Below are 18179 nucleotides of genomic sequence, written 5' to 3'. Positions count from 1 at the left end.
AATTGTCTTATAGAGAAATGGATAGGTGAGTTTCATGGTTAAAGACACATTACACATAGGTGGCAAAAGTTTAATTAGTTTAGCAGAAAAGTATGGAACACCACTTTTCGTATATGACGTAGAAAAAATTCGAAATAACGCAAGGGCGTTTGTTCAAACTTTTAAAGAACAAGACGTTGATTTTCAAGTAGCATATGCGAGTAAAGCATTTTCTTCAATTGCAATGCTTCAAGTGGCAAAACAAGAAGAATTAAGCTTAGATGTCGTCTCAGAAGGTGAATTATTTACAGCCATTGAAGCAGGATTCCCTGCTGAAAAAATCCACCTTCACGGCAATAACAAAAGTATTTCTGAGTTAGAGATGGCAATTGATCAGAATGTTGGATGTATCGTCATTGATAATTTTTATGAAATAGAGCTTTTAAATGCGATTTTAAAAGAGAAGGACCAAACAGTTAATGCACTCATTCGTATCACACCTGGTATTGAAGCACACACACATGAATATATTTTGACTGGTCAAGAAGATTCGAAGTTCGGTTTTGATCTATTAAGCGGTCAAGCTGATCAAGCAGTTTCTCAATTATTAAACAACGAAAGAATCCATTTGCAAGGTGTGCATAGCCATATCGGATCACAGATTTTTGAAACGACAGGGTTTGAAATGACTGTCCAAGCTATATATAAAGCCTTAAGTCAGTGGAAAGAAAAATTAGGCTTCGAAGCTGAAGTGATTAACCTTGGTGGAGGCTTTGGAATTAAATATACCCAAGAAGATGAGCCGTTACCATTACAAAATTATGTCACGGCTTTAGTCGAATCAGTTAAACAGGCAGCTAGTGAACATGAGTTAGCTATTCCAGAAATCTGGATCGAACCAGGACGTTCAATTGTTGGTGATGCAGGTGTGACCATTTATGAAGTTGGATCGATTAAAGATATTCCAGGTGTGCGTAAGTATGTGTCTGTAGATGGCGGTATGACCGATAATATAAGACCTGCTCTATATCAAGCAGAGTATGAAGCAGAGCTACTTAACAAATTGGATGAACCGAAAGAAGAAACTGTTTCAATTGCTGGTAAGTGTTGTGAAACAGGCGATATGTTAATATGGGACTTAGAAGTGCCTACCATAGAAAGTGGCGACTATTTAGCTGTGTTTTCAACAGGAGCATATGGCTATTCAATGGCAAGTAATTATAACCGGTTTCCGAAAGCAGCAGTCGTTTTTGTTGAAAATGGTGAAGATCGATTAGTAATAAAACGTGAACGATATCAAGATTTGACACGTTTTGACCTTTCATATGAGTAAAATAGAAAAGAAAGAAGGGATTTTGAAATGAAAAAAGCAACGATTCAATTCGAAAATGGAGAACAAATTAAAATTGATTTATTTGAAGATGGAGCGCCAAACACAGTTGATAACTTTGTGAAACTTGCTAATGATGGATTTTACGACGGTTTATCATTCCACCGAGTAATTCCTGGGTTTGTAATCCAAGGGGGATGTCCAACAGGTAATGGAACTGGTGGACCAGGCTATACTATTAAGTGTGAAACGGAAGGAAATCCGAATAAACATGAACGTGGTTCATTATCAATGGCACATGCAGGTAAAGACACAGGTGGAAGCCAGTTCTTTATTTGTCATGATGCTCAGCCACACCTTGACGGACGCCATACTGTTTTTGGTAAAGTAACAGAAGGAGTCGAAATTGTGGACCGAATTCAACCAGGTGATATCATGCAAAAAGTAGTGATCACAGAAGCTTAATGTTGTATAATTTTTGTCTCCCTCTTCCTAAATAATGTATTATTGACAAATGAACAAAAACGAGTAAAGTATATATTGTATTATATAGACGTTTTTTTGGTAAAAATATGTAAGTAATTGAAAGTTTAAAGAGGGGTTTCTATGCTTATAAAATATAAAAAGAGCTTTGAGAAGATTGCCATGGGCTTACTCTCCTTCATGCCAGATGAAAAAGAAGTTAAAAAGCTGCAATCTACAATCAAAGAATATGAAAACAATGATGATTGGCAATTGTTTTTATGGAAAGATGAAGATATATTAGGTGCGATTGGTGCTAGGTTTAATAACGAACAAATGATTGTTCAGCATATTAGCGTAACACCTTCACATCGTAATCAAGGAATAGGTAAAGAAATGGTTAAGGCTTTAAAAGACCAGTATCAAGATCAATACGATATTTGTGGTGATGGCCAAACTAAAGATTTCTTTGATCAATGTGATTAAATAAAAAGAGTGGTTTCGACTCCTTGAGAGTTGAAGCCACTTTATTTGTGCTTACAGAGCGAAAAGGAAACAGATTACGATATTCCTTTTTGCTTTGATATTTGGTAACATGAAATAGAATGGTAACTGATTTGAAATGAGTGAGTTGATGAGTGAGTCAATCTATAAGGTAAAAACTGACGCGTTTGAAGGACCATTAGACTTATTATTACATCTGATTAATCAGTATGAGATTGATATTTATGAAGTTCCTTTAAAAGAAATCGCAGATCAATATATGAACTATATCCATACAATGCAAGATTTACATTTAGATATTGCTAGTGAATACTTAGTTATGGCAGCGACCTTGTTAGAAATTAAAAGTAATATGCTACTGCCAAAACAAGAGTTAGATTTTGAAGATGAATATGAAGAAGATCCACAAGAAGAACTAATTCAACGGTTAGTTGAATATAAAAAGTATAAAGAAGCTTCAAAAGTGTTACAGGAAAAAGAACAAGAATCCAATCAAGTATACACTAGAGCACCAATTGACTTAACGCCGTATCAATCGGATGATGTCGTAAAGCGAAGCGAAGTGCTCTCTGTTGTTGATTTAACAGAAGCATTTCAAAAAGTTTTGAGAAGAAAAAAATTACTTGAACCTATGGAAACAACAATCCAACGTCAAGAGGTCTCAATTGAAGATCGAATGAATGATGTTATTAAATCGTTGCAACTATTTAAAGGTGAGTCTTCATTTTTTGGGTTGTTTGAATATGAGCAGAAGTTTGAAGTAGTTACAACTTTTCTAGCATTGCTTGAATTAATGAAAACTCATACGATTATATGCTACCAGAATCAAAATTTTGAAGATATAACAGTGGCCTTAACGGAGGATTATTATGGAACTAGCTCAACTTAAAGGCGTATTTGAAGGGTTGTTATTTGCTTCAGGCGATGAAGGAATATCAATGGCACAAATTAAGAAAGTTCTCTCTGTCAACGGGGAAACCGCCGAAATTTTATTGGAAGAGTTAAAGTATGATTATGAACATGGACAAAGGGGATTATCTATCTTAGAACAAAAGGGTGTTTATTACTTAACAACTAAGTCTGAACACGCTTTATATTTTGAAAAAATGCAGGAAACAAATTCAAGTTCCAAGCTTTCACAAGCCGCTTTAGAAACTTTAGCAATCATTGCATATCAACAGCCAATTACAAGGGTTGAAATTGAAGACATTCGAGGGGTGAAAAGTGATGGGCCCATTCAAACGTTAGTTTCTCGATTCCTAATAGAAGAATGTGGGCGGAAAGAAACAAGTGGTCGGCCCATCTTGTTCCAAACGACGAAAGAGTTTTTAACCTTTTTCGGTTTAACATCGTTAGAAGAGCTACCACCATTACCAGATGAAAACCTTCAAGAGGCTGTGCAAGATGCTGATCTGTTTTTCAATGATATGGAGGAACCGTCTGCATAAAATTATTTGATGATTGTTCGTCAAGGAGGTAACTTTGTGGCCGATGAGCACACACTTATTTTCACAGGCTGAGAAAGTCTATAATCAATTAGATATAATAGAGCGTGATTTAAATTATTTTTTAAATGATAAAAGCGTAACTTTTATTTTGAATGATGAAGCGCAACTTAATCAAGATTATGTACGTTCAATCGTGAAGCATTTGCGTTATCTAGAAGTTTACTGTATGGAGGGGAAATTTGCTTTAGAAAGATTAATAGCAACCAAAGACATTCAAGAAGAAGTGCTTGAAAAAGTGTTAAGAGGCGTTTATTTTAAGTGTGTTAATGAGTTTTTCTCTCCTAAAGATGATCTTTGGTATGAGGATAGTCGTGCTTCATACCAAAATAAAATGTCGATTGAATTCCAGCGTGAGCCTGGTAATCATATACTTGAATTAGCAAAATTGATTGAGCCGACATTCCAAGATTTACGTGAAGAGTTAGATTATTTAGAAGCTGTATAGTCATATTGATACTTTTGAATAGTTAATCAGCTAAAAGGTGATCCCGATTTTTAATTACGGGGTCACCTTTTTTATTGGATTATAATCATACAAGCCATCATAACACCATATAATGTTTCATGAGAATAGGACAAGACAGTTACGGAATAGGAGATGTCAGATGAGAAAATTTATTTCCCTTGCTCTTATTGGATGTTTATTAATTTGGTGGCAACCTACTGTCATGACACATGCTGAGCCAGGTGTATCAGCTAAAAGTGCTATTGCAATTGATATGGAAACCCAAGAAGTCATTTATTCAAAGAATATTCATGAGGAATTGCCAATTGCTAGTATTACTAAAATAATGACAGCAATTGTTGCACTAGAGCATGAAGAATTAGATTCAAAAGTGACGATATCAAACGAAGCTTCAAGAATGATTGGTTCCTCAATATACACGCAAGCTGGTGATGTATATTCATTGGAAGATTTATTATACGGACTGATGTTACGCTCTGGAAATGATGCAGCCTATGCAATTGCTGAACATGTTGCTGGGAGTGAGAAAGGCTTTGCATTTTTAATGAATGAAAAAGCGGACTGGATTGGGATGCAAAACAGTAGCTTTCAGAACCCACACGGATTAGATGAAGATGACCATTATTCAACTGCTTATGATATGGCGGTCTTAACAAGTTACGCGATGAATATGAGTGACGACTTTAGAGAGATTTTTGGTACAAAACGATACTTATCAGAAAATGTTGGCTATCATTGGATGAATAAAAATAAATTACTTATGACTTATGACCAAGTATGTACAGGTGGTAAGACAGGTTACACGAGCATTGCTGGGAGGACTTTAGTTACAACAGCCGAACAAGATGGAAATGAAGTGGTTGTGGTCACGATCGATGCATCGGATGATTGGAATGACCATCGATTACTGTACAGCTATGCATTCTCTCATTTAGAAGATAGGCCGGAAATTCCCATATTTTTTGGAGAAGAGGCGAGTGAACCTTCTTTATGGGAAAGGTTTATGAAATCGTTCCGTTACTTACAAGGGGCAATTTAAATGGTTAATATCATTTGGGTAGCATTAGCAGCGATTGGAATTATTTACGCATTTTTTAATGGCACAATTGAAGAAGTAAATGAAGTCATATTTAGTAGTGCTCAAGACGCTGTTGCGCTTACGATCAGTCTTGTAAGTGTATTAGTGTTTTGGTTAGGCTTAATGCGTATTGCTGAAAAGGCTGGTCTATTAGAAAAGTTAGCTCATTTATTTAAACCTGTTTTTACAAGACTATTCCCAGAGATTCCAGCCAACCATCCAGCCATGGGATATATTTTATCGAACTTTTCAGCGAACCTGTTTGGCTTAGGTAATGCAGCAACACCACTTGGGATCAAGGCGATGCATGAGATGAAAAAGTTAAATAATGATAGTGAGGTTGCTTCACGTTCTATGATTACGTTTTTAGCTCTGAATACATCAAGTGTCACACTTGTTCCAACGACGATTATTGCCATTCGAATGCAATATGATTCGATGGCCCCTACTGAAATTGTAAGTTCTACTATTATAGCTACTTTAATTTCTACGGTCGGAGCAATCATGATTGATCGATATTTTTATTACAGGAGACAAAGGAGTCTTATATAATGCTTGTACATATAAGTAACTGGATTATTCCGCTCATCATTTTAACGGTTTTACTGTATGGAACTTACAAAAGGGTTCCAACGTACGAGACGTTTGTTGAAGGAGGTAAGGAAGGCGTTAAGATGGCTGTTTCCTTGCTTCCTTTTTTATTAGGGATGATCGTGTCAATTAGTATATTTAGAGCGTCTGGTGCATTGGATGCTTTTGTTAATTTGATTGATCCTGTACTTTCAATCTTTAATATTCCTTCTGAGATTGTTCCACTTGCGATTACGAGACCTATATCTGGCACAGCTTCACTAAGTATTGCCACCGACTTAATTAAAACTGAAGGGCCAGATTCGTTTATCGGTCAATTAGCATCAACTATGCAAGGAAGTACAGATACGACGTTATACGTATTAACAGTTTACTTTGGGGCTGTTGGTATTAGAAAGATGGGAGATGCATTAAAAGTTGGACTTTTAGCTGACTTCGTTGGTATAATTGCTTCGTTAGTTGTATGTTACCTTATTTTTGGTTCATAATGGTATTAAAGAAATTCGAGCGTTAACCATGATGTTAACGCTTTTCTTGTGCCATAATATAAGTATGTACATAATTTAGACAGACTAAGGAAGTGGAAAATGATGAGCGGACAAAAAGAACGTTTACAAAAAGTAATTGCAAAAAGTGGTATAACATCAAGGAGAAAAGCTGAAGGGCTAATCGAATCAGGGCGAGTAAAAGTAAATGGTAAGGTTGTTAGCGAATTAGGAACAAAAGTCGGGCAAAGTGATGAAGTCGCAGTGGACAACATTATTATTGAAAAAGAGCAGCCAGTTTATTTCATGATTAATAAACCAAGACAAGTTGTTTCAACTGTTGAAGATGATAAAGGTAGAAGAGTCGTTACTGATTTGTTATCAGGTGAGATTGAGCAGCGAGTTTATCCAGTTGGACGCCTTGATTATGATACGACAGGACTTTTATTATTAACAAACGATGGCAACCTAACTAATCAATTGATCCACCCTAAATTTGAAGTGGATAAGGTTTATGTCGCTAAAGTAAAAGGTGAACTATCTAAAGAAGAAGTATTGCAGTTAAAGAAAGGTGTTACCCATGATGGTGAACGTCTTAAAGCAGTGAAGAGCCGCATTATGGAAGTTGATAAAAAGAAAGGTAAAACAAAAATTGAGTTGGTTCTACATCAAGGCAAAAATAGACAAGTTCGTCGAATGTTTGAGGCGCTGGGATATAGAATTGAAAAGTTAAAACGTGAACGATTTGGTACATTAACTTTAGGTAATCTACAGCCAGGTGAGTATCGAGAATTAACACCACATGAAGTAAAACAGCTTAAAGACATTACGCAAAAAAATGTTAAATAATGTTCAAAGATGTTAAATAAGTCTGATTAGACGAATGATATAATGGCAATGAGGAGGGATCCTGTTGGAAAAGAAGAAAAAACGCCTTATATTTAGAAGTATTGTTTTAGCAATCTTAGCAGGGACGCTAGTGTTTGTATTAATCGTTAACGCTGGATCTGAACGCCCTTCATTACAAGAAGGAATGGAAGCACCAAACTTCAAATTGGATCGTTTAGATCAAGAGGGTGAAGCAATAGAACTACACGACTTACGAGGTCAAGGTGTTATGGTTAACTTCTGGGCCACTTATTGTGAGCCTTGCAAAGAAGAAATGCCGTATATGGATCAATTATATGAAGAGTATCATGATCAAGGTATTGAAATTGTTGCTGTAAGTGTAGATAAAAACGAAACAGTTATAAATAACTTTTATAACCGATTAGATTTATCGTTTCCTAGTACACACGATCGAAATGAAACAGTAATGGAAGCGTATGAAATTGTTCCGTTACCTACTTCATATTTTATTAATCCTGATGGCACAATTGAACGTATTGTACGCGGACCAGTTACACTAGAAAGTTTAGAAACTTATTTTAATGAAATTTTACCTCAATAAGAAATAAACAAAATCGTGAGGGGTTTATATGAGTGATCAGTCAATTAGATGTGAGTGCGGACACTTAAATAAAGAGGGCACCATTCTATGTGAAGCGTGCGGTAAACCGATTGAAGGTAACCAACACATTGATGGTAACGATGAGAAACATGTATTAGAAATGCGTTATGAAGGATCGGCAAGACGTTCTCAAACGTATAAAAGGACGTTCGTTGATAAAACATGGGCTTTCTTTTCATCAGTAAAAGTTGGTGTCTGGTTAATTGTTATTACAGTAGTATTATCAGCTTTAGGAACGGTTTATCCTCAAGAGCAGTTTAAAAACTCACCGTTACCATCTTCGCAATTTTATGCTGAAGAATATGGTTTTACCGGACAAATATTTTATCAATTAGGCTTTCACAACATGTATAGTTCTTGGTGGTACATAACTTTAGTTGCACTAATTGGTGTTTCAATTATTATAGCGAGTATTGATCGATATGTGCCGTTAAGAAGAGCGTTAAACAATCAAAAGACTAAGCGACATGAAGTGTTTGTAAAAAGACAGCGTTTAGTGAGTAAAGATAATCAGTTAAATGAAGACGATGTTAATAAGTTGAGAGAGAACCTTAAAAGTAGACGTTATAAAGTCTATGAAGATGATGGTCATATTATGGCTGAGAAAAATCGATTCTCTAGGTGGGGAGCTTATGTAAACCATATCGGCTTAATTATCATCTTGCTTGCTGCTATTTTTAGAATGTTTGAAGTGATGCATGTTGATGACTATGTTTGGGTTCGTGAAGGTGAAACGCGTGTTGTTCCTAGTACGAACCAAGAGTATTATGTGGAAAATACAGGGTTTGTATATGAAGAATATGACCCTGAAACACAAGAACAATTTAGCCGAGCGTTAGAAGATGTAGAAGAACCAGTACCAAAAAACTTTCAAACGAATGCTGTTATTTATAGAACAACAGAAGAAACTTTACCTGGACAAGAACCTGAACTAGAGGAAGTGACAAGAGGAGAGATCAGGTTAAATCAACCTGTTACTTTTGATGGTTATGCACTTTACCAAGCAGGTACTCAACTTGAGGCAGAGTATGATTCTATGTCTTTCGATGTCCAATTAAATGATGAAGTTCTAGGTGAGTTCACTTTTTATAGTGACGAGGCACCACCTGAGTTCCATTTAGAAGAAAGTGATATAATGGTTTCTGTTGATGATTGGTATCCAGAGTTAGAGTTCACAGAAAATGGTCCATCATCATTTTCAAAGTTTCCTAGAAATCCTGGTTTAATTTTCTCTGTAGAAAATCCTGATACAGGTGATTCAGAACGTTTCTTCTATTTACAAGAAGATATTATACCGTTATCAGAAGATAATGAACTAGTTATGAACGTAACAGGAATAGATCGCCGTTCTGCATCTGGTTTAACGGTGAAAAAGGATAATACATTGCCGTTATTCGGCTTAGGTGCCGGCATTTTTATGATCGGTGTCGTGCAAGGACTGTACTGGTATCATAGACGTGTATGGATTCATCCAAAAGGTGAAGGGATTTATCACATTGGGATTCATACGAATAAAAACTGGTATGGTATGAAGCAAGAGTTAGAGAAAATAACTGAAGATACAAACGTCCAAGAGTTTGAAGATCAACAAGAATTAAAGTAATAAATGGACTTACCCGAGGAGGGATAAAATGGATTTTTATGTTTTAAGTAGTACATTTCTCTATATAACCTTTTTCGTTTATCTAATTGCTACAGCATTCTTTGGAATGACTTTAGGAAATAATAGAGATGAAAATAAAAAGTCTAAAGCAACAAAACTTGCAATGACATTTACGATTATTGGTTTTGCCTCGCATTTAACAGCTTATATCTTTAGGTGGATTGAAGCTGGGCACATTCCAGTGAGTAATATGTTCGAGTACATTACGTTCTTTGGTTTAATGTTAGTTTTATGTTTTATTGTTATTCATTTCGTATATGGTATACCTGCTTTAGGGTTGATAGCTTTACCTATTGCGATTGTTATTATCGGTTATGGCAGTATGTTCCCGCAAGAAGTATCACCATTAGTGCCATCTTTACAGTCGCATTGGTTATACATTCACGTCACTTTAGTTGGTTTAGCACAAGCTATATTAGCTATTAGTTTCATAGCGGGTTTACTTTTCTTAATAGTTAAAATTGATCAAACAGTAAGAAACAAAGAAACAACGTGGTTAGAAATTATTATTTATGCAGTTCTTTCAACGGTCGGATTCATAATTCTTTCAACTGGGTTTGGAGCAATGGATTATGAAGCGACATTTATTAAAGAATCTGATGGTTATCAATATGAGGTTGAATATGAAATGCTGGCATTATTCCAACCAAGCAATTCAGACCTTATGACAGAAGACCGTTTCAATTCAGGTATTGAAGCACCATCGTGGATGCAAGGAATTGATGCAGGTAAGAAGCTTAATACGTTAACGTTATCCTTATTAGCAGGTTTACTGTTATATGGTTTAGCCCGTCTCACTTTAAAAGGTAAAAGAATTGGAGCGTACTTACAAACTAAGTTTGGTAAAATTAACCCTGATGTTGTAGACGATGTCATGTATCGTTCAATCGCTATAGGCTTCCCATTATTTACATTAGGTGGCTTAATATTTGCAGCTATTTGGGCTCAAGAAGCATGGGGCCGCTTCTGGGGTTGGGATCCGAAAGAAGTGTGGGCCTTAATCACGTGGTTATTCTATGCGGTGTTCCTACACTTAAGGTTAACGAGAGGTTGGCATGGTAAAAAATCTGCATGGTTAGCTGTGGTTGGCTTTGTGATCATTATGTTTAACTTAATCGTTATTAACCTTGTAATTGCAGGTTTACATTCGTATGCTTCGTAAATATTTTATAGAAGGAGATGTCTAGTATGTCAGAAGAGGCAAAGATTCTAGTTGTTGATGATGAGGAACGCATTCGTCGTTTGTTAAGGCTTTATTTAGAACGTGAAGGATTTGAAATTGATGAAGCTGAAGATGGTGATGGTGCGTTAGCTAAAGCTTTAGACCAAGATTATGACTTAATCTTATTAGACCTTATGTTGCCAGGCATCGATGGTATGGAAGTTTGCGAACAATTAAGAGAGCAAAAAGCTACACCAGTCATTATGTTAACGGCAAAAGGTGAAGAAACAAACCGAGTACACGGTTTTGAAGCAGGGGCTGATGATTATATCGTCAAACCATTTAGTCCACGAGAAGTTGTATTAAGGGTTAAGGCTTTATTAAGACGTTCTTCAGTAACAAAATATTTAGAGACTAAGCCTGATTCTCAAAATGTGTTAGTCTTCCCTCATCTGACTATAGATAAAGACGCTCATCGTGTATTAGCGGATGATATTGAAGTTAGTCTAACACCAAAAGAATATGAGTTGCTTTATTATTTAGCTAAATCACCTGATAAAGTATTTGATCGCGAAGAGTTATTAAAAGAAGTGTGGGAATACGAGTTTTTTGGTGATTTAAGAACCGTTGACACCCACGTTAAACGATTGCGCGAGAAACTAAATAAAGTATCAGAAGATGCAGCTAAAATGATTGTTACAGTATGGGGTGTAGGCTACAAGTTTGAGGTCCAAGACGCGTAATGTTTTGGAAAAGTGTTGTTTTTAAGCTTTGGTTAACGATTATTATGTTAGTGGCTTTCGTACTCTTGATATTGACTGTGCTTTTACTTGAGTTTTTTGAGAACTTCTATGTTGAAGATGCTGAAATGAACCTTTTAAATCAAGCTGAAAGCGTACAATCATTGGTTGAAAGCCACGAAGATGAAGGTGTTAGTATTGACACCGTTAACCAATTGATGGACCAATCTACGCGTGTGACAATCTTTTTCGATGAACATCAGTATTGGCAAAATGATACTTATGAAGAGTATTTAGAGATTGAACCGACGTGGTTTATTACTCAATCAGATATTAGTCGGGCTTTATCACACGGCGAGCAAATAAAAGAAATCTCTACATTACCAAACGCAAACGAAGATATAATTATTGTCGGAGTTCCTACACACGATGAACGTGGAGCTATTTATGTTTATCAATCTTTAAATGTTGTAGAAGAAACAACGGAACAAACGACAAACATTATTTTATTAGCAGCATCTATAGCTATTGTTTTAACAACAATCTTTGCATTTTTCTTATCAACTAGAATTACAGCTCCGTTAATAAAAATGAGAAAAGCTGCCTCAGAATTGGCAAGAGGAGAATTCCATACAAAAGTACCAGTCTTGACGTATGATGAAATTGGCGAATTAGCTAATTCCTTCAACTTAATGAGAAGGCAGTTAAATTATCATATTACTGCATTAAACCAAGAGAAATCGCAATTGTCGAGTATTCTTAAGTCGATGGCAGATGGTGTGATTACGGTTAACCGAAAACTTGATGTATTAATCATCAATCCACCTGCTGAACAGTTTTTAGAACAGATCGTGTATGAGAATAGTCTACAAAAAGATGAACTTCCAGAAGAATTAAAAGAATATTTCACACAAGTTTTAGCAAATGAAGTAGAACATTCAACAGAAATCGTCGTTCAAGGTCGTTCTTATGTGCTTGTCATGACACCTTTATATGATGATTCCGTCGTTGTAGGTGTTGTTGCGATCATTCGTGATATGACAGACGAACGACAACTAGATAAGTTGAGGAAAGATTTTTTAGCGAACGTATCGCACGAATTAAGAACACCGATCTCTATGATGCAAGGTTATTCAGAAGCGATTGTTGATGACGTTGCTGAAACGAAAGAAGAAAAACAGGAATTGGCTCAAATTATTTATGATGAGTCATTACGTATGGGGCGTTTAGTAAATGAATTACTAGACTTAGCTAGAATGGAAGCTGGACATATTCAATTGAACATTGAGGAAGTCAACTTTCAAGATTTCATTGAACGCGTAGCTAGAAAGTTTACTAACATTTCAACTGAACAAAATATTGAATTTGATGTACATGTATCAATAGAAAACCAACTAGTAAATATCGACCCTGACAGAATTGAACAAGTGTTAACAAATTTAATTGATAATGCCTTTAGACATACTGATGTTGGGGGCTTTGTGAAAGTAAATGTGTCTAAACAAAACGAAGATCTTGTTGTAGAGGTTCAAGATAACGGTTCTGGTATTTCTGAAGAGGATTTACCTTTCGTCTTTGAAAGGTTTTACAAGAGTGATAAAGCTAGAACGAGAAACCAATCTAAGAAAGGGACAGGACTTGGGTTATCGATTGCTAAGCATATTGTTGAAGCTCATGACGGGAACATTTATGCTAAAAGTAAGTATAATGAAGGCACATCATTTACATTTACATTACCAAGAAAATAAGTTTTAAAAAGCTGTCTCAAATTGTTGAGACAGCTTTTTAAAAATGGTATTTAGTTTCCTTGATAACGTGCAATACACTCATCAATTAGCTTGTTAGCAGCTTCTACACCTTCATATTCACCAATTTCTGTTTTCTTACCTTGTAAGTCTTTATATGTTTGGAAGAAATGAGAAATTTCATCAAGTTTATGTTGTGGTAAGTCATCTAATGAGTTAACGTCATTGAAACGTGGGTCTTCAACTGGTACAGCAATAAGTTTTTGGTCTTCTTCACCGTCATCGATCATGTTTAAGAAACCTAACACTTTAGATTCGATTACACATCCAGGGAATGTTGGATTAGTTGTTATTACTAGAGCATCTAATGGATCGTTATCTAAAGCTAAAGTTTCATCAATATAACCATATTCTGCAGGGTAGAATTGTGCCGAGAAAAGAACACGGTCTAATTTGAAGACACCTTTTTCTTTATCATATTCATATTTGTTTTGGCTTCCTGTAGGTATTTCTACTAATACATCTGTAATTTTGTTTTTAGCCACAATGTTTCCTCCTTAAACTTTATTTTGCTTATTCATTATATCAATCTTTATATAGGAAGAAAAGAAACAACCATGTTAAAATATAAGATAATGAAGCAATTTTTGTTGAAGGGTGTAGTGAAATGGATTTCGAAACGATTCAATTATTAGTTTCAACTAGAGTTAGAGTCGTACGTGCTGAACAAGGAATCACCCAAAACGAAATGTGTCATACTTTAGGCATTTCTAAGAAAACATTGGTGGAAATTGAAAAGGGAAGAAAGTTAGCTAATTGGCCGACGATTGTAGCGTTTGTATCGTTATTTAAAGATAGCCCAGCCATTCAATATACACTAGGTGATCGTAATCCTGTTGAATGTCTACAAACATACAGTCGAAAAACAGTCATTCAAAAACAAATCTCATATGACACATTAGACGAACATTGGAAACCAATCATCGAACATGAAGGTTACAGTTTACAGAAGCATTCTATACATAACCATTATCGAATTGTTGATCGCTCCTTCAATGTGTACATGAGAAGTACTGATTATAAGGAGACTTATGAGTTATTTGAAAGAATTTCATAAAAATAGATGGCCTTTATTTGACCATCTACAGTTTGTTAATTATGAACTTTTTATTTCAAATGCTTGTTGATTTACTTTAATTGATGAAGTAGGACAACCTTCATATGCATCTTCTAAGTCCTCTTCTAGTTCATCTGGTATAGCAACGGTACCCGTGTTATGGTCGAGCATACTATATGCAATTCCTTCTTCATCGTAGTCAAATAAATCAGGGGCTGCTGCGCCACAAGCACCACATGCGATACAAGTATCTTGGTCAACCAACGTGTACTTAGGCAATAAAATCATCCCCAATCATAGACGAGTTATATTTTAATTTTAAATAGATAGACAATAGAATGCAACTTTTTACGAATGATATAATGGTGTATATACTGGAGAGCGATGCAAATGTTATTTGAAAGATTGATTTTGTATTTACTTAGTTACATAGAGAATCAACGTACAACTAGCTCAATTTATCACATACTAAAAGGTAAAAAATCCGCCCAGACCATTCAAGATAGCCTATTGTTTAAACTAGGTCCTTATCTAGGAATCTTACCAAAGTTAAGTAAAGAAGAATTTGACTACTGCATTGATCGACTTATTTCTAAGGGGCTCCTGTTAAACAGCGGTGAGTTGACCTACTTAACAGAAGAAGCACACAAGCTTAATAAGGAGGAGCAATGGTTTACAAACCTTTATTTTAACGGTGAAGAGTATAGTCAAATAGCTCTACCATTTTACCGGAAGTTACAGCTACTTCTTCAATCGACATCACACCTAATAAAAGGTCATCATCATTTTTTACCCGTTTCAGACAATGATGAAGTACAAAGAGATGTAAAAAACGTGTTAAAAGAATCTGGACTCCTGTCCAATAATGGAGAAGCACTATATCAAGAACTTCACCAATTATTTCAACTTGTTGACGAAAAGCGAGCTAATTTAATGATGATGAGCTTTACAGGTGCTGATCAAGTTGGGTTAAGTATTAGTCAAATAGCATCCGAATTTAATCAACCTGATCGAATCGTTCAGCTACATATCATTTCAACAGTTCATTTATGGATTGAGTTTATTCTCAATAACGATCAAAATTTCCCAATTTGTTATAAATTTTTAATGAACCGAAATGAGACATCTTTAACTCATTCGGCACAAGTGACATTTGAGAAAGTTAATCAAGGTTACACGGTTGAACAAATAGCGTACATTCGTAATTTGAAGAGAAGTACGATAGAAGATCACATCGTCGAAATTGCTACTAAAGATCAAGCCTTTAAAATAGACGAATATGTGTCGGGACACGTCTTCAGTTTGATTGAAAAAGCCACTAATCATTTAACTACTAAGCGACTAAAACTAATTAAAGAGCAACTACCAGAGGATGTTACCTATTTTCAAATTAGACTAACGTTGGCTCGCCTAGGAGCTGAACATCATAAGCAGGAGGTTCAAGATGGCCAATCATTCTAAATTAGAAGAGCAGTTACGGACCTACTTTAACCATAGTCAGTTTCGAGAAGGTCAAAAAGAGATTATCCAATCTGTATTAGATGGTAGACATACGCTAGCTACTTTACCTACAGGGAGCGGAAAGTCAATTACATATCAACTACCTGCCTTGATCGCAGAAGGTGTAACTGTAGTTGTGTCTCCGCTTATTTCTTTAATGGTTGATCAAGTGAAAATATTAAAATCAAAAGGGATTAAAAAAGTCGCAGCTATCAATAGCTTAGTTGATGAAAAAGCGAAGCAAAAGCTTTTAAATAATTTAAACAAGTATAAGTTAATTTATTGTTCACCTGAAATGTTGCAACAAGAAAGAGTTATGAAAAGATTAAGGCAAGTAAATGTTTCATATTTTGTCGTTGATGAAGCGCACTGTATTTCACAATGGGGACATGAGTTCAGAACAGATTATATGAAATTACATACAATTTTTAAGCAGTTAAAAGAACCTACAGTATTAGCGCTAAGTGCAACGGCTACACCACAAGTTCAGGACGATATTATTAAACATTTACAAATAAAGATGGATAAAATTATTCATCCAGTTGACCGACCTAATATTACTTTTTCGCTAAAGAAAGTAGAAGGCCAACAGCATAAAGAAGATTCTTTAAAAGACTTATTACACAATAATCATGTACCTACAATGGTTTATTTTTCGAGTAGACAGGTTAGTGAAGAAGTCGCGAGAAAGTTACAAAAGCAATTTCCTAAGCGAAAAGTGGCTTACTACCATGGCGGAATGGACCAAGATGATCGATTATTAATCCAACAACAATTCATGTATGATCAGTTAGACGTTATTTGCTGTACGAGTGCTTTTGGTATGGGTGTTGATAAGGCAAATATCAGACTAATCGTCCATTATCATATGCCATCTAATCTGGAGTCTTATATACAAGAAGTTGGAAGGGCAGGACGAGATGGTGAACATAGTGTCGCAACGTTGTTCTATCAGCCAGGAGATGAAACAATCCCTTTTCAATTAATCAGTCAAGAATTGCCCGATGATGATGAATTAGAGTGGTTTATAAGTGAGCGGTTAAATGGCAATGAAGTAGAAGGGTTAAGTGAAACTAAGGAAAGATTTTTAAAGTATCAGCTGGAGCTAAACTCCTCTATACAAAATCATCATGATATGATTAATGCTTTGAAAAGAGTTCGTGATGACCGATTACAAGCTAAAAGAGAAAGTATACTTAAAATGTTAAATTGGTTACATTATTCTGGTTGTCGTAGAGAAGCTTTGTATCATTCATTTCAAGATGGGGTAAAAAATGCAACGACATACTGTTGTGATCATTGTGACTTTAACTTAGATAACTGGGTTTTTCAAAATCAGATGAGCGATCACAAAATAACATTTTATTGGGAGAATCGGTTGAACGCAATCTTTAATAGAAGGTGACTATATGAAGAAGAACAAAAGACCAAACCAGGCTGAAATTGTAAAACAGTTGTCAGATCGTGAATTAATTATCAATGTATATGCCTCCCAATTATTGTTTTTACTAATCGCAGCTATTTTAGGCTTTTTCGTATTTAATTCTTTTAGTGAATTTTTTAGTTTATGGTATTTTGATGTAAAAGAAATTATAGTATATGCCATTTTACCAGCTTTACTAATCGTCACCATTAATGTAATTTTAGTTAAAGTTTTACCGAAGAAATCTTATGATGATGGTGGGATCAATGAAAGGCTGTTTAAGGCTTTATCGATTCCTCATATATTGGTGATCACGCTTTTAATTGCATTTGCAGAAGAGGTACTATTTAGAGGAGTCATTCATACTTTTGCTGGTTTTATTATAGCCAGTCTATTGTTCGCTTTAATTCATTTCAGATATTTAAATAAGATCGTTTTGTTAATATCAGTCTTGCTTTTATCTTTTCTGATTGGTTATATGTACGAAGTGACAAATAATTTGATGGTTCCTTTTGTAGCCCATTTTTTAATTGATTTCTTATTAGGTATTTATTATCGACTATTTATGAGGTGACAACATTGAGTGTTAAACAAGAACGGATTAAAAATAGTAGTGAAGAACATAAAGAATATGACGTTTTAAATTTACCTCCTCGCAGCAAGGTACATCATAAGCAGAAACGAAAAGGTGGACAGGAGGAACAAAGTGATTCACATAAAAATGAACAAAATGAGCGCCCTCCTAATTTGTTTTTACACAAGTTAAGTATTCATTTTGTGTTAATTCTTTTTATATTATTAATTATTAGCATTCCATTATATTATCAGTTTGTAATGCAATAATCATTATTTTTTAGATTGAATGAACTTAAACAGTTTTTTATTAATTCGATATGATTTAGAATAGTGTGTAGGT

22 protein-coding genes are annotated in these 18179 nt (G+C 35.2%); 20 read left to right on the top strand and 2 right to left on the bottom strand.

What is annotated here, in order from left to right; genetic code table 11:
- Positions 1-34 precede the first annotated feature (34 nt).
- The 15 genes from lysA (at position 35) to J2R98_RS03420 (ending at position 13226) form a co-directional block, all read left to right on the top strand.
- Positions 35-1312, top strand: coding sequence for a diaminopimelate decarboxylase (gene lysA, locus J2R98_RS03490; RefSeq protein ID WP_307066160.1), 1278 nt, complete (start codon positions 35-37; stop codon positions 1310-1312).
- A gap of 27 nt (positions 1313-1339) precedes the next feature.
- Entirely contained in the window at positions 1340-1774 is a 435-nt protein-coding gene (locus J2R98_RS03485; RefSeq protein WP_307066158.1) for a peptidylprolyl isomerase, read from the top strand.
- A 141-nt stretch (positions 1775-1915) separates the two neighbouring features.
- Positions 1916-2257, top strand: coding sequence for a GNAT family N-acetyltransferase (locus J2R98_RS03480; RefSeq protein WP_307066156.1), 342 nt, complete (start codon positions 1916-1918; stop codon positions 2255-2257).
- Between the two features lie 148 nt (positions 2258-2405).
- Positions 2406-3164, top strand: coding sequence for a segregation/condensation protein A (locus J2R98_RS03475; RefSeq protein ID WP_307066154.1), 759 nt, complete (start codon positions 2406-2408; stop codon positions 3162-3164).
- Positions 3145-3723, top strand: coding sequence for an SMC-Scp complex subunit ScpB (scpB, locus tag J2R98_RS03470; RefSeq protein WP_307066152.1), 579 nt, complete (start codon positions 3145-3147; stop codon positions 3721-3723). The genes J2R98_RS03475 and scpB overlap by 20 nt, the downstream gene beginning before the upstream one ends.
- Positions 3724-3766: 43 nt before the next feature.
- The gene (locus J2R98_RS03465) at positions 3767-4228 is read left to right on the top strand and encodes a DUF3907 family protein (protein ID WP_307066150.1); all 462 of its coding nucleotides are present in this window, start codon (positions 3767-3769) and stop codon (positions 4226-4228) included.
- 160 nt (positions 4229-4388) lie between these two features.
- A complete protein-coding gene (locus J2R98_RS03460; protein ID WP_307066148.1) occupies positions 4389-5288 on the top strand; it encodes a D-alanyl-D-alanine carboxypeptidase family protein in 900 nt (299 codons plus the stop codon).
- Positions 5289-5879 carry a nucleoside recognition domain-containing protein gene (locus tag J2R98_RS03455; RefSeq protein WP_307066147.1) on the top strand — a complete coding sequence of 197 codons (591 nt, stop codon included), beginning with the start codon at positions 5289-5291 and terminating at the stop codon, positions 5877-5879. It begins immediately after the preceding gene.
- Positions 5879-6406, top strand: a complete 528-nt coding sequence (locus tag J2R98_RS03450; RefSeq protein WP_370871924.1) for a spore maturation protein — start codon at positions 5879-5881, stop codon at positions 6404-6406. The genes J2R98_RS03455 and J2R98_RS03450 overlap by 1 nt, the downstream gene beginning before the upstream one ends.
- A gap of 99 nt (positions 6407-6505) precedes the next feature.
- Positions 6506-7252, top strand: a complete 747-nt coding sequence (locus J2R98_RS03445) for a pseudouridine synthase (protein ID WP_307066145.1) — start codon at positions 6506-6508, stop codon at positions 7250-7252.
- 64 nt (positions 7253-7316) lie between these two features.
- Positions 7317-7853: a thiol-disulfide oxidoreductase ResA gene (resA, locus tag J2R98_RS03440; protein WP_307066143.1), complete on the top strand. Its 537-nt coding sequence runs from the start codon at positions 7317-7319 to the stop codon at positions 7851-7853.
- 28 nt (positions 7854-7881) lie between these two features.
- Positions 7882-9516 (top strand): cytochrome c biogenesis protein ResB, encoded by a 1635-nt coding sequence (gene resB / locus J2R98_RS03435; RefSeq protein ID WP_307066142.1) that lies wholly within the window; start codon positions 7882-7884, stop codon positions 9514-9516.
- A gap of 28 nt (positions 9517-9544) precedes the next feature.
- A complete protein-coding gene (ccsB, locus tag J2R98_RS03430) occupies positions 9545-10738 on the top strand; it encodes a c-type cytochrome biogenesis protein CcsB (protein WP_307066140.1) in 1194 nt (397 codons plus the stop codon).
- Positions 10739-10764: 26 nt separating this feature from the next.
- A complete protein-coding gene (locus J2R98_RS03425) occupies positions 10765-11481 on the top strand; it encodes a response regulator (RefSeq protein WP_307066138.1) in 717 nt (238 codons plus the stop codon).
- Entirely contained in the window at positions 11481-13226 is a 1746-nt protein-coding gene (locus tag J2R98_RS03420) for an ATP-binding protein (protein WP_307066136.1), read from the top strand. Before J2R98_RS03425 ends, J2R98_RS03420 begins: the two co-directional genes overlap by 1 nt.
- A 50-nt stretch (positions 13227-13276) precedes the next feature.
- Here the strand turns inward: J2R98_RS03420 and J2R98_RS03415 are convergent, their stop codons facing one another.
- On the bottom strand, positions 13277-13771 hold the full coding sequence (locus J2R98_RS03415; protein WP_307066911.1) for an inorganic diphosphatase: 495 nt from the start codon (positions 13769-13771) through the stop codon (positions 13277-13279).
- Positions 13772-13890: 119 nt separating this feature from the next.
- On the opposite strand from J2R98_RS03415, the gene J2R98_RS03410 reads away from it, so the two are divergent.
- A complete protein-coding gene (locus J2R98_RS03410; RefSeq protein WP_307066132.1) occupies positions 13891-14340 on the top strand; it encodes a helix-turn-helix transcriptional regulator in 450 nt (149 codons plus the stop codon).
- A gap of 39 nt (positions 14341-14379) precedes the next feature.
- Here J2R98_RS03410 and J2R98_RS03405 read toward each other — a convergent pair whose 3' ends face one another.
- Positions 14380-14619 (bottom strand): ferredoxin, encoded by a 240-nt coding sequence (locus tag J2R98_RS03405; RefSeq protein WP_307066130.1) that lies wholly within the window; start codon positions 14617-14619, stop codon positions 14380-14382.
- A gap of 111 nt (positions 14620-14730) precedes the next feature.
- On the opposite strand from J2R98_RS03405, the gene J2R98_RS03400 reads away from it, so the two are divergent.
- The 4 genes from J2R98_RS03400 to J2R98_RS03385 are packed head-to-tail and all read left to right on the top strand — an operon-like array spanning position 14731 to position 18106.
- Complete coding sequence (locus J2R98_RS03400) at positions 14731-15801, top strand: YpbB family protein (protein WP_307066128.1); 1071 nt, start codon at positions 14731-14733, stop codon at positions 15799-15801.
- Positions 15785-17245 (top strand): RecQ family ATP-dependent DNA helicase, encoded by a 1461-nt coding sequence (locus J2R98_RS03395; protein ID WP_307066126.1) that lies wholly within the window; start codon positions 15785-15787, stop codon positions 17243-17245. The genes J2R98_RS03400 and J2R98_RS03395 overlap by 17 nt, the downstream gene beginning before the upstream one ends.
- A 4-nt stretch (positions 17246-17249) precedes the next feature.
- Complete coding sequence (locus J2R98_RS03390; RefSeq protein WP_307066124.1) at positions 17250-17837, top strand: CPBP family intramembrane glutamic endopeptidase; 588 nt, start codon at positions 17250-17252, stop codon at positions 17835-17837.
- Positions 17838-17842: 5 nt separating this feature from the next.
- The gene (locus J2R98_RS03385) at positions 17843-18106 is read left to right on the top strand and encodes a hypothetical protein (RefSeq protein WP_307066122.1); all 264 of its coding nucleotides are present in this window, start codon (positions 17843-17845) and stop codon (positions 18104-18106) included.
- Positions 18107-18179 lie beyond the last annotated feature (73 nt).

It is taken from the genome of Alkalibacillus filiformis (assembly GCF_030814115.1).
Lineage (GTDB): Bacteria > Bacillota > Bacilli > Bacillales > Alkalibacillaceae > Alkalibacillus > Alkalibacillus filiformis.
The sequence above is the reverse complement of the archived record's forward strand: the minus strand, read 5'-3'. Positions and strand labels throughout refer to the sequence as shown.